Genomic DNA, 10,712 nt, shown 5'->3' with positions numbered 1-10,712 from the left:
CCGGTACGGCATAGTAGAAACACACATAGTGGCCCTGTTTTCAAACGGCACTACTGGCCCTGTTTTGGGTCGGCGTTAACAACCCGCGATTCTCACAACTATGTCTCGCAACTGTCTGAGCGGATCGACGTACTCATCGTTAGTTGCGAGACACCGAGAATCAGATGGCTAATGCTGCCCGGGGACGCGTCAGGACGGCGCACCCTGGTCTCAGAAGCTTCCCTACGGTCGGCCAGCCAGGATCGTGGCTACCTCGCTGTTGGCTTTGAAGTGAGCAAGCGCGTCAGCAGAGAGCAACCGGATGATGTAGACAATTCGGCGCCGTTCGCTTTCAGAACCGTTGAGGATGTTCTCGTGGTGAGCCACTCTGTTTCGGAAATCTCGCAGCGCGGCCAATGCGTCATTGAGCGGGTTTCTGTCGGTACCTGGTGGGAAGGCTTTGTGGAGATGAGGAACCCAGATGGTTTTCTCGTGAGCGTCCACGAAGAGGTAGGTCCAGAAGCCGAACATGAGTTCGGCGACGACCTTGCCGGGTATTGGCGGCGTGTGTGGTGACGTCGCTGCGTTGATCCGCGCCCGCTCGACGTTGCCTCGGGCGATCTTGTTGACGTCGCGCGAGCGGCCGGTGGCCCGGTCCTTTCTCATCACGACGGGAAACAATGTCAGCAGTGTGGCCGGATCCGTCCAGTGCGCGTCACCAGGGAGAGTTGCTGCTGCAAGCTGGCGATCGCACGCATTGCGCAGACCGACTTCCAGATGGCTCAAATCGTGCAAGAAAGCCGCGCTCAGCTTTGCGTTCCACTCATAGAGCTCAAGCGCTCGTGAGCGAGATCGGCCGGCGGCCGCGAGGTAGGTGGAGAACCGGCCAGGGCTGAGCCATTCCTCTATCCAGGGCCCCTCGCTCGATGTCGTTGCCATAGGGCGCCCTCCAAGCTAAGATTGAAACGCAAGCCCTTGATGACCGCTGTCTCATGTTACTTGGGCCACGAATTGGGAACTCCGGTACTTCGCCTTGGCGGACCCGGAGTTTTTCATTTGTCCTGCACTTTGCCAGCCGCACCAGCCCTTCAGCGACGCCCTGCGCAGCGTTTGGCCCTGGCGCCTGCTCCGCGCCAGGAAACGAGGTGCCGCGAACTCGTCCCACTCCCCCAGTTGCAGGCATGGCGCCTGCCTCAGCGGAGAATCCTTCAGACCTCGGCGCGGAGATAGGCGTAAACGGTTTCGCGGCTGATCCCAAAGTGTCGAGCGAGAGCAGCTTTCGGCACGCCGGAGGCGGCCTTCTCACGCAGCTCCGCAGCGCGGGCCGCGTCCAATGATGGGGTGCGGCCGCGGTAGACGCCACGCTTCTTAGCCAGGGCAATACCCTCGCGCTGACGTTCACGGATCAGGGACCGCTCGAACTCAGCAAAGGCTCCCATGACGTTAAGGAGCAAGTTCGCCATCGCGTTGTCGTCACCGGTGAAGAAGAGTTGCTCTTTCACGAACTCGACTCGGACCTTCTTCGCGGTAAGCCGGCGCACGATCGAGCGGAGGTCGTCGAGGTTACGGGCAAGGCGATCCATGGAGTGCACGAGCACGGTGTCGCCCTCTCTGACGAACTTGATCATCTCTTCCAGCTCAGGCCGGTTCAGGTCCTTCCCCGACGCCTTGTCCTCGAAGACCCGGTCGACGTCGACGCCATCAAGCTGGCGGACGGTGTTCTGATCGAGGGTGCTGACTCGCACATATCCAACTCGTTGACCCGCCACGGGGCTCTCCTGCCTGTTCTGTCAGGTTGAACTCTATGAACCCGCATCGAGTGCTGTCAACCAATCCGAATTCAACCCTATTCTGACGGCATGAAATGCCAGCGGCTGACGCCTAGTTGGGGTGTACCCCAAATAGGCAGATCGATCAGAAGACCTCGTGAAGCGCGTCGAGGAAGAGCCGAGCTGCGACGGTCCAAGACGCCGGTAACGCCTTCTGGTTCGAAAATCCCGCTACCTGGAACGTCAAGGGCGACGTTGGTCCTATGAGGTGAAACAGATCCGATTTCTCCACAGCGACCAGAGACATAACTGCAGTCGCCAAACACGCCTCCTTTGCTGAGGAGCACGAGACCCGTCTCACCGCATCAGACGCAGCGCATGCAGTCGTTTTCTCGCCGGGCGCCGATGGCCCCCAGGTCACGTCCCGCTGGGTGGTGTAATTCCTCGTCACCGTGCGGGTCAGTTGGTTTAGTTTAGGCGGCAGCGAGTTCTGGGAGAATCACCGCCTCGTCGATGACTTCGATGGGGTTGTTCATTGTGGCCAGCTCGAGCATGGAGGCTTCGGAGAAGTAGCGGCGTTCGCCAGCTTCCCATTCATCGTGCTGCTCGATCAACACCGACCCGGTCAGGCGCAACAGGGCGGCCGCGTTGGGGAAGACGCCGACGACGTCGGTGCGGCGTTTGATCTCCTTGTTGACCCGTTCCAACGGATTCGTGGACCAGATCTGTCGCCAGTGGCGCCGCGGAAAAGCAGTGAACGCGAGCATGTCGGGTTGCGCGTCGGTGAGCATCGCCGCAACTTTGGGGTGCGAGCGGCCGAGCATGGTGGTGACCTCGCGGAACTGCTTCTCGATGTGTTCGCGGTCGGGCTGGGCGAAGATGGTGCGGATGATCGAGGCGACCATCTCCTGCGATCCCTTCGGGACCACGGCGAGGACGTTGCGCATGAAGTGGACCCGGCAGCGTTGCCAGCCGGCGCCTTGAAAGACGGTCCCGATGGCTTTCTTCAGCCCGGTGTGGGCGTCAGACATGACCAGCTTGACCCCATCCAGGCCTCGGGTCTTCAACGACCGCAGGAAGCTGGTCCAGAAGCCTTCGTTTTCACTGTCGCCAACGTCGAACCCAAGAACTTCCCGGCGCCCGTCGGCGGCCACGCCGACCGCGACGACGACTGCTTGGGAGACGATCCAGTGCCCGACGCGGGCCTTGCAGTAGGTGGCGTCGAGGAACACGTAGGGGAAGTCTTGTGCGGCGAGGGTCCGATCCCGAAACTCCGCCACTTCCGCATCGAGGCCGGCGCAGATCCGGGACACTTCGGACTTGGAGATCCCGGTGTCAGCGCCGAGGGCCTTGACCAGGTCGTCGACTTTGCGGGTCGAGACGCCGTGGACGTAGGCCTCCATCACGACCGCGAACAGGGCCTGGTCCACCCGGCGGCGGCGCTCCAGCAGCGCGGGGAAGAACGACCCGACGCGCAGCTTCGGGATCTTCAAATCAAGATCCCCGGCCGTGGTCGACAACGTCCGCGGCCGGGTGTCGTTGCGGTGGGTGGTGCGGTCGCCGGAGCGTTCGAACGGGGCGGCGCCGATGAACGCGGTCGCCTCCGCATCGATCAGTTCTTGGTAGAGAGTTTCGGTCGCGACGCGGGTTCGGTCGGTGACATCGGTGAGTTTGAGTTCTCCCAGCAGGTCAAGCAGGGCAGACTGGTCTAGAGCCATCGTGTGGTGTCCTTTGTGAGTTCTTTGATCGGTGCTCACTGACCATCCCACGGTGGCTCTTCACGTTGACGAAGCAACACTCAGAAGCCGGAAACCACACCACTCACAGGGACGTAACCGTGCAATGAGATGGAGACCGTACTGATTGAGCTTTGTCGATTGTTAGACGGCAGGGATCTACGTGCCGCGAGTCAGTCCGAAGACGAGTGGATCAAGAGTCGGAGGGAAATCAAGGCCGCGCATGCGAAACCGACCGCTGGAGGGCTCCTGAAGCTACTCATTGATTCCCTCTTCAAAGAGTTCCGGCTCCAATCGGCTAACGTGCCAAAAGCCGATTCTGAATCAAAAAGGGCCACTCCGCCGGACAGAATCAGATTTCTAATGGAACAGAGTAGCTGCAAGGGGGATCCTCGATTGCGCCACCTTTCCGCCATCGAAGAGGCTGTCGCCGCGCGGAATCGAGTCGTCCACGACCACTTGGAAACAGGCGCCATTTGGTACGAGTACGCCACGGGAAAGGGTGAATGGGTTCACGTCATAACCCTCCTCGGCGATAGGGAAGTGGATGAAGCCGTGCTTGCGGAAGACTTATACAAACAACATCGGGCGACAATTGCGAGTGTTGAGTACTTGTCAGTCGCGGCCGGCTGGAAAGAGCAAATACGAGCTGAATTTGAGGAAGAACGTGAGGAAGGCCAGCCATAACCCAACTAGTGAGTTGGATGCTCTAAGCGAGTTCATCAACCGTGCCCCAATATCGAAGAGGCGTTGCCGGTGCTCGCATAGCCAAGATGGCAGAATCGCATCCCCCGCACGGCAGGTCAAGCAGCTACTCCGTGCGAGGCTCAGTGCTTCCCTGCACCGCGCACGAGGGCAGCGAGGACTGCTTTGGGGATCGTATATGTTAGCTTTTCTGCGCCGGCTCTGCGGGGACGGTTCTTCTCAAACTATTTTCCGGCCCGGGCGCGCTGCCGGCTGATCACGGCCGCAGCCCGGTGCAGAACGGCCTCCGTTCCGGCGTAGATGTCGGCCGCTCGCGGCCAGTGGCTGATCACGTCGGTGAAGCCGAGTTCGCCGGCCCGACCTACGGCATCCTCGAACGCTCCGATGCTCTGCAGGGAGTAGCAGCCGCCGCTGTCGAGGGACAGGTAACGGTCGATGGTGGCCGGGTCCCTGCCCGCGACGACTGCCGTGTCCTCCAGCCGGTGCATCAGGCCGGCTACCGCCGCCCACCAGTCCTCGCCCACGACGCCGTCCGCTCCCGTCGTCACCCAGCCGGAACCGAACGTCGTGACGAGGCGCAGCCCTTTGGGCCCGTTCGCGGCGATGACGAACGGAACCCGCGGCTCCTGGGCCGGCACACCGACCATTCGCGCGCCGACCGCCCTCGCCCACTCCCCCTCGAAGCTGATGCCGCCGCTGCCCGGTTCCTCGTGGCGCAGCAGCCGGTCGAGGGCCGTGACGAACGCGGCGAAGCGCTCGGACCGCTGCTTCGGGGTGTACTCGGGCTGCCCGAGCACGGTGGCGTCGAACCCGGTTCCGCCTGAGCCCACCCCGAGCAGGAATCGCCCGCCGGCAATGTCGTCGAGGGTGGCGATCTCCTTGGCGAAGGTTACCGGATGCCGGAAGTTCGGTGATGAGACGTAGGTACCCAGCCGGATCCGCGAGGTGACGACCGCCGCGGCAGTCAGCGTCGGGACGGTCGCATGCCAGGGCTGGTCGGCCAACGACCGCCAGGACAGGTGGTCGTAGGTCCAGGCGTGGTCGAAGCCGAGCTGCTCAGCCCCCTGCCAGCGACGGCGGGCCTCCGGCCACGAATCCTGCGGGAGAATGACGATTCCGAAGCGCATGCTGAGAGTCTACGGAAGGCCTCTCACCGGCACCTTCTCGCCCGGCGCACACGGTGCTATTAATGGTGCTCGACCGGCGTTCCTTATTTCTCAGGCAGCGGGTCGGCCGCTGATGACACCAGACCCCCGTGGCGGCACCCGGCCCACGTTCCGGATGCCGCCGCGGGCCTTCGCTCGGGTCTCAGGGTTGCGGCACACGGGCTAATCAGGAATTTGTGTGGTGCGCGTCACCGCCGAGTGCCACACTCGACCCATGACAGGCTCATCGCACGGCTTCTCCCGGTGCACTATCGTGCCGCCGTATCTGCTGGTGCGGCTGGCGCGGGTCGACGATCCCCGGCTCGCGGCCGCGGCCGAGGCAGCCAGACGGTCTCTGATGCGGGACGTGCCGATCCGGGAACTGCGCGCGGCGGCGCATCCGACGCCGTCGTCGTCGGTCCACTCCGGTGTGCGCGGCGGAGCGGCCGCTCGGATGCGCGGGCACGTGGACCGGGCCGTGTCGGATGCCGGCGGCCTGGAACGACTGCCGGGCCGGCTGGTCCGCCGCGAGGGCCAGCCCGCCGGGGCCGATCTCGCGGTCAATGAGGCCTGGGCGGGGCTCGGAGACACGCATTCCCTGTTCTGGAACGTGTTCGAGCGCGACTCGATCGATGACCGCGGTGTGTCGCTGGAGGCGACCGTGCACTACGGCCGCAACTACGACAACGCGTTCTGGGACGGCGAGCGCATGGTGTTCGGCGATGGCGACGGCCTGGTCTTCAACCGTTTCACCGCGTCGCTGACGGTGATCGGGCATGAGCTCACGCACGGGGTGACCCAATTCACGGCCAACCTCGCCTACGAGGGGCAATCAGGTGCGATAAACGAGTCCCTGTCGGACGTGTTCGGCTCGCTGGTGGAGCAGCGCTCCCTGGGCCAGTCAGCCGCCGAGGCCGGCTGGCTGATCGGCGAAGGTCTCTTCACCGACCAGGTGCAGGGGGTCGCACTGCGCTCGCTGAAGGCTCCCGGCACCGCCTACAACGACGATGCTCTCGGCAAGGACCCCCAGCCCGCGGACATGACCGGCTACATCGAAACCGAAGACGACAACGGCGGGGTGCACCTGAACTCGGGCATTCCGAACCGGGCGTTCTACCTCGTGGCCACAGCTCTCGGCGGAAACGCCTGGGAGACGGCCGGCCAGATCTGGTTCGACACCCTCACCTCCGGCACGCTGGGCCGCACCGTGGACTTCGCCGGGTTCGCGCGGGCGACCTCGCGGGCAGCGGTCACGCGCCACGGCGCCGGGTCCCGAGAACACGAGGCCGTGATCGCCGGCTGGACCGCCGTCGGCCTCGGCGGCGGGCTCGGCACCGGATCCCGGCCCCGGTCCGGCACTGGGTCAGGAACCGGAGTCGGTCGCGCGCCCGTCGATCCTGCCCCCCGGCCGGAGTAATATCGGCCCATGAAGGTCGTCGTTTCGCGCAGCGGTGGCTTCGCCGGCATCCGCACCACCTGGGAGGTCCAGGTGGAGGAACAACCCGACCGGTCCGCCTGGGCGGAACTTCTCCGTGGGCTGCCCTGGGACGAGGTGTCCGCGGCGGCTCCGCAGCCGGACCGCTACGTCTACCGCATCCGTTGCGCGCCCCACGAGGTCGTGCTCGGCGAGCAGCAGGTCTCTGGGCCGTGGAAAGATCTTATTGACCGGGTCAGAGGCGTGAACGAAGGGCACTGACCCGGTCCTCGTCGTTGGCACCTGCGAATGCCCTGTTAGGGTGGTCCTAATAAGGGGGCCCCCATCGCAAATCTGCTGGCTGTTAAAACTTCACGTTCTTTCCTCAGTGCTTCTGCACTGAACCGTTCGATTGTTCTGGCCCTCGGCCTTTTCCTCGCGGCCTTCGTCCTGACCGCTTCGCCGGCGGTTTCCGCTTCGGCTGCTCCGGTCGACGGCACCGTCGAACAGTGTAACGATGTCGCCGGAGTCGGCGGCGGCACCGGCGCCGTCGAATGCAGCGTCACGGTCGACAATTATCTCAATCTGGCCACCGGCGCGACCAGTTCGACCACCAGCACCGTCGTCAGCATCCACGCGGCGAATACCGAGGTGCAGCCCCCCGCAGCGACGGTCGTGAACTCTTCGAAGCTGATCCACACGATCACCCAGTGCAACGGCTCGATCAACGTCGGCGGCGGTAACACCATCTGCACGGTGACCGTGAACAACCACATCACCGGTGCGACCACGGCATCCCCGGCCACGGTCAACCAGTGCGTCGGCTCCGGAGCCAGCACGGAACTCGACTGCGTGCCCCTTGAGAACACCACCGACGCGACCGTCACCCAGTGCAACAACGCCGGGAACGGCGGCGGCGCCGATGTGCTCTGCCGGGTGAATCCCTCGGCGACGGTGACGACCGACGTGCCCATCACTGTCAACCAGTGCAACTACTCCAGCAACGGCGGTGGCTCGACCGTGGAGTGCGCGACCGAGCTCAACACGATCGTGCCTGCAGCCGAGGTCACGCCGACGCAGACACCGACACCGACCGAGACACCGACACCGACCGAAACGGCCCTCCCGGCCGCCGCCGACACGATCACGGCCGCTCCCGAGCTGGCCGCGACCGGCGTCGACTCGGCACCCCTGCTGATCTCCGCGGCTGCAGGCGCCCTGCTCCTCGGACTCGGCGCGCTCCTCGCGCTTCGACGCACCGTCGTACGCCTCCGTCGGGACTGATCCGACTCGCTGCCAGGCCGAAACGCGCCCACCGCCCCTCGGCGAACGGTGGGCGCGTTTTTCGTTGCCGGCACCGGCTCGCGTCGGGCCGGACCGCGTGGGACTATGAGTCATGGAAACCAACGACCTGTACCCGGTTCAGAACCTCAGCGAGGACGACTGCTGGGATCTCCTGATCTCGTCCAGTTTCGGAAGACTCGCGATGAGCATTTCCGGTGAGCCGGACATCTACCCGGTGAACTTCGTCTCCGCAGACCGGCAGCTCGTTTTCCGCACGGCCGAAGGTACGAAGCTCCTCGAGCTCACGGTGAACAACCGGGTCGCCTTCGAGATCGACGGCATCGGCCGCAGCGAGGCGTGGAGCGTCGTGGTGCGAGGCGAGGCCCGAGTTCTCGACAAGCAGGCCGAGATCGAGGCCGCGGATCAACTGCCGCTGCGCCCGCTCATCCCGACCCTGAAGTACATCTACGTCGAGATAACGCCGACCAGGATCACAGGCCGCCGGTTCCAGCTCGGCCCGGAACCCGACCGGTACTAGAAGCGTGACTCGCGCACCGGACTCCAGCGTCGTTCTGATCACGGGGACTTCCTCCGGTATCGGACTCCACGCCGCCATCGCCGCGGCTCGCGCCGGCCACACGGTGGTAGCCACCATGCGTAACCTCGAGGGCGCCCGCGCTCTGCGGGACGCGGCCGCCGACGCGGAGTGAGCCTCGACATCCGTCGCCTGGACGTGACTGAACCGCAGGCGGCCACGGATGCCGTGGCCGGGACCATCGACCGGCACGGCCGGCTCGACGCGCTCATCAACAACGCCGGGTCGGGGAGGCTCGGCACCATCGAGAACGAAACGGTCGATGACGTTCGCGCCGTGATGGAGGTGAACTTCTTCGGGGTGGTTGCCCTCACACGGGCCGCGCTCCCCCTTCTCCGGGGCAGCACGGACGCGCTGATCACCGTCTCGAGCGTGGGTGGAGCCATCGGCCAGCCCTTCAACGAGGCGTATTGTGCGGCGAAGTTCGCGGTGGAGGGATTCATGGAGAGCCTGGCCCCGGTGGCCGCCACGGCCGGTGTGTCGGTGACGGTAGTCGAACCCGGCGCCGTGACATCCTCGTTCGTCGCCAACGTCGGCCGGGACCTCAACCAATCCGGCCTGGCCAACGACCCGTACGCCGCGGCACTGGAGGCGTACCTGGCCCGCGCGGCGTCATCCTTCGGCTCGGCCCAGTCGGCCCGGAGCGCCGGCGAGATCGTCGCCGCCCTGCTCGACGGCGACCGCCCACCGTTTCGGGTGCAGACACCGGAGGCGGCGCGCCAGTTCGTGGCGGCCAAGATCGCCGACCTCGACGGCGGAGTCGTGCAGCGGATGACGGCGACCTGGCTGGCCTGACGTCGGTCCCCGACTGATGAACGTGCGCCCGACCGAGAGCACCACCCCGGTCTCCGGATGGGTCAGGATTCGGATGAAGCCGGGCGCCCCGGCCGCAATCTCGCGTGCGGTATCGGGGTCGATCGGCCCGTACCCCTCGAGGTGGCCGGGTTCCTCGGAGTGGCCGAGGAGCGTCATCACCGGGACGGTGACGTGCACCGAGCCGCGGATGCCCTGGCCGACCCCCGATGCGGTAACCCCGTCGAGGATGAGGTCTTCGAACACGTCCGCCCGCAGCTGGGTCAGCGTGCGGGTCTCGTTCGGGCCCTGCAGTCTCATCCCCATCACGGTGAGGCGGTCGTGCGCGGCCTTCACTTTCTCCGCCGAGTCGTACCAGGACAGGGATGCCATCCCGTCGGCCTCGGGTTTGACGATCACCGTGCGGTCCGCCAGCGATTTCTGGTGCCGGGCCGTGATCGACTCCGGGTGCAGCCGTTCCCGCATGATCCGGGCCTTGTTCTTCAGGTTTGCCACGGTCAGGTGCGGGGCGGACTGCAGCAGCGTCTGTTCGAACCCGGCTAGCGCCTCGGCCGGCAGCGACCAGGACTGGTTGATCAGTACCTGCGCGTGCCGGTAAGTGATCGACCCGTCCTGCAGGGCCGCCCGGGTCGCGGGCAGTTCGTGCAGGAGGGTCTGGCTCTCGGCGATCAGGGTTTCGGTCGAGCGCACCGGCAGCCGCAGGGTGCAGGCCAGTTCGGTCACGAACTCCCGCTCGGCGACCTGTGCAGCGTCCCACCGGGCGCGGGGTATCCCGGCCGCGACCCCGGCCACTGCCGGGGTCCCTCCCTGGCCTTGTCCTTGGCTGCCTGGGCCGCGTCTCGGGCCAGGGCTTCGGCGAACCGGCGGGCCCGATCGACCTGTTCGGCCAGGCGGGCGTCAACCCGGGCGGCGTCCGCCTGCATCTCCCGGATGGCGTCGAAGTGACGACCCAGGCGTTCTCGCTGCCCACTGTCGGAGGGCTTCATGAGACACACGTTACGGCTGACCACTGACATTCCATGCTCCAGATCGGCACCCGTCAGCGCCCTGTGGATAACCTGATCAAACCCGTATTGTGGAGGAGTAGAAGCAGCCGTCGCAGGGCCCGCAGCGGGCCTCCGTCAATGGGCGCGCAGCACACATCCGTGTCACGTAAACTCGGATATTTTCGGGAAACGCCGGTTGTGGTGGCTGGGGTGACCCGGTGTTTCCGGACAGTCCTCCTGAATTCAGGATTGGATAGACAAATGGAACACGAGAAACACAAACACT

The 10,712-nt window shown here is 65.1% G+C and carries 13 protein-coding genes and 1 pseudogene; 7 read left to right on the top strand and 7 right to left on the bottom strand.

The window, feature by feature from the left end:
* Positions 1-222 precede the first annotated feature (222 nt).
* The 3 genes from CXY82_RS00640 to CXY82_RS00630 all read right to left on the bottom strand — a co-directional run bounded on the left by CXY82_RS00640 (position 223) and on the right by CXY82_RS00630 (position 3,466).
* Positions 223-918 (bottom strand): Abi family protein, encoded by a 696-nt coding sequence (locus tag CXY82_RS00640; protein WP_104169232.1) that lies wholly within the window; start codon positions 916-918, stop codon positions 223-225.
* A 269-nt stretch (positions 919-1,187) separates the two neighbouring features.
* A complete protein-coding gene (locus tag CXY82_RS00635) occupies positions 1,188-1,748 on the bottom strand; it encodes a recombinase family protein (RefSeq protein ID WP_104169231.1) in 561 nt (186 codons plus the stop codon).
* 473 nt (positions 1,749-2,221) lie between these two features.
* Positions 2,222-3,466, bottom strand: coding sequence for an IS256 family transposase (locus CXY82_RS00630; protein ID WP_104169230.1), 1,245 nt, complete (start codon positions 3,464-3,466; stop codon positions 2,222-2,224).
* 129 nt (positions 3,467-3,595) lie between these two features.
* On the opposite strand from CXY82_RS00630, the gene CXY82_RS00625 reads away from it, so the two are divergent.
* Entirely contained in the window at positions 3,596-4,171 is a 576-nt protein-coding gene (locus CXY82_RS00625) for a hypothetical protein (protein WP_104169229.1), read from the top strand.
* A 242-nt stretch (positions 4,172-4,413) separates the two neighbouring features.
* Here the strand turns inward: CXY82_RS00625 and CXY82_RS00620 are convergent, their stop codons facing one another.
* Positions 4,414-5,316, bottom strand: coding sequence for an LLM class flavin-dependent oxidoreductase (locus CXY82_RS00620; RefSeq protein WP_104169228.1), 903 nt, complete (start codon positions 5,314-5,316; stop codon positions 4,414-4,416).
* A gap of 253 nt (positions 5,317-5,569) precedes the next feature.
* Between CXY82_RS00620 and CXY82_RS00615 the strand changes: the two genes are divergently transcribed.
* Together CXY82_RS00615 and CXY82_RS00610 are read left to right on the top strand one after the other, a co-directional pair.
* On the top strand, positions 5,570-6,751 hold the full coding sequence (locus CXY82_RS00615) for a M4 family metallopeptidase (RefSeq protein WP_104169233.1): 1,182 nt from the start codon (positions 5,570-5,572) through the stop codon (positions 6,749-6,751).
* Positions 6,752-6,760: 9 nt separating this feature from the next.
* Positions 6,761-7,030, top strand: a complete 270-nt coding sequence (locus tag CXY82_RS00610; protein ID WP_104169227.1) for a protealysin inhibitor emfourin — start codon at positions 6,761-6,763, stop codon at positions 7,028-7,030.
* Between the two features lie 90 nt (positions 7,031-7,120).
* On the opposite strand, the gene CXY82_RS16850 is transcribed toward CXY82_RS00610, so the two are convergent.
* Positions 7,121-7,384: a hypothetical protein gene (locus CXY82_RS16850; RefSeq protein WP_146069003.1), complete on the bottom strand. Its 264-nt coding sequence runs from the start codon at positions 7,382-7,384 to the stop codon at positions 7,121-7,123.
* Between the two features lie 15 nt (positions 7,385-7,399).
* Here CXY82_RS16850 and CXY82_RS00605 point away from each other — a divergent pair, with 15 nt between their 5' ends.
* The 4 genes and pseudogenes from CXY82_RS00605 to CXY82_RS18220 all read left to right on the top strand — a co-directional run.
* A complete protein-coding gene (locus tag CXY82_RS00605) occupies positions 7,400-8,032 on the top strand; it encodes a hypothetical protein (RefSeq protein WP_104169226.1) in 633 nt (210 codons plus the stop codon).
* Positions 8,033-8,144: 112 nt separating this feature from the next.
* Positions 8,145-8,570, top strand: coding sequence for a pyridoxamine 5'-phosphate oxidase family protein (locus CXY82_RS00600; RefSeq protein WP_104169225.1), 426 nt, complete (start codon positions 8,145-8,147; stop codon positions 8,568-8,570).
* Positions 8,571-8,574: 4 nt separating this feature from the next.
* Positions 8,575-8,742 carry an SDR family NAD(P)-dependent oxidoreductase gene (locus CXY82_RS18225; RefSeq protein ID WP_255408553.1) on the top strand — a complete coding sequence of 56 codons (168 nt, stop codon included), beginning with the start codon at positions 8,575-8,577 and terminating at the stop codon, positions 8,740-8,742.
* Positions 8,739-9,107, top strand: a pseudogene (locus CXY82_RS18220) (SDR family NAD(P)-dependent oxidoreductase); the annotation flags it as partial. The gene CXY82_RS18225 and the pseudogene CXY82_RS18220, both read left to right, overlap by 4 nt.
* A gap of 132 nt (positions 9,108-9,239) precedes the next feature.
* Here the strand turns inward: CXY82_RS18220 and CXY82_RS17725 are convergent.
* Both CXY82_RS17725 and CXY82_RS00585 read right to left on the bottom strand, forming a co-directional pair.
* Positions 9,240-10,232 carry a DUF222 domain-containing protein gene (locus CXY82_RS17725; protein ID WP_104169224.1) on the bottom strand — a complete coding sequence of 331 codons (993 nt, stop codon included), beginning with the start codon at positions 10,230-10,232 and terminating at the stop codon, positions 9,240-9,242.
* Positions 10,160-10,426: a hypothetical protein gene (locus tag CXY82_RS00585; RefSeq protein WP_104169223.1), complete on the bottom strand. Its 267-nt coding sequence runs from the start codon at positions 10,424-10,426 to the stop codon at positions 10,160-10,162. Before CXY82_RS00585 ends, CXY82_RS17725 begins: the two co-directional genes overlap by 73 nt.
* Positions 10,427-10,712: the final 286 nt, after the last annotated feature.

Source organism: Cryobacterium sp. M23 (assembly GCF_002929655.1).
GTDB classification, from domain to species: Bacteria; Actinomycetota; Actinomycetes; order Actinomycetales; family Microbacteriaceae; genus Cryobacterium; species Cryobacterium sandaracinum.
This window is presented reverse-complemented; position numbering and strand designations above follow the sequence as displayed.

Bases quoted from the DNA above. Each gene is read 5' to 3' on its own strand.
- CXY82_RS00585 (WP_104169223.1), bottom strand. From the start codon at position 10,426: ATGAAGCCCTCCGACAGTGGGCAGCGAGAACGCCTGGGTCGTCACTTC.
- CXY82_RS00600 (WP_104169225.1), top strand. From the start codon at position 8,145: ATGGAAACCAACGACCTGTACCCGGTTCAGAACCTCAGCGAGGACGAC.
- CXY82_RS00640 (WP_104169232.1), bottom strand. From the start codon at position 918: ATGGCAACGACATCGAGCGAGGGGCCCTGGATAGAGGAATGGCTCAGC.
- CXY82_RS00610 (WP_104169227.1), top strand. From the start codon at position 6,761: ATGAAGGTCGTCGTTTCGCGCAGCGGTGGCTTCGCCGGCATCCGCACC.
- CXY82_RS00615 (WP_104169233.1), top strand. From the start codon at position 5,570: ATGACAGGCTCATCGCACGGCTTCTCCCGGTGCACTATCGTGCCGCCG.
- CXY82_RS00625 (WP_104169229.1), top strand. From the start codon at position 3,596: ATGGAGACCGTACTGATTGAGCTTTGTCGATTGTTAGACGGCAGGGAT.
- CXY82_RS00620 (WP_104169228.1), bottom strand. From the start codon at position 5,316: ATGCGCTTCGGAATCGTCATTCTCCCGCAGGATTCGTGGCCGGAGGCC.
- CXY82_RS00630 (WP_104169230.1), bottom strand. From the start codon at position 3,466: ATGGCTCTAGACCAGTCTGCCCTGCTTGACCTGCTGGGAGAACTCAAA.